Consider the following 253-nt stretch of genomic DNA (forward strand, 5'->3'; position numbering starts at 1 on the left):
TGCTTTAGCAAATGATGCAACTATTAGATTGGCAGAGAAAAGGGATATGATTGATGGAGGATACGAAAGTAGGCTTCCATTAAGTGCTCAGCTAGAGTCAACCAAACGAAGAATTTTACATACAATTAATTTAGCTGATGAAACTAAAATTGTCGGGAATAGATTTCAGTCGAATTTTTGGGATAGCGCGGTAGAGAATTCTTGGATCAGTGTTTCTGCTCCAACATCAGTTGGGAAATCTTTTGTCTTGGAG

At 37.9% G+C, this 253-nt stretch carries 1 protein-coding gene; it reads left to right on the forward strand.

Annotation, left to right across the window (positions count from 1 at the left end; genetic code table 11):
• The coding region (locus AC4IFT_RS22575; protein WP_490752983.1) for a hypothetical protein at nucleotides 1-253 on the forward strand (253 nt) is incomplete at both ends.

This window comes from Providencia sp. UF-183 (assembly GCF_058246155.1).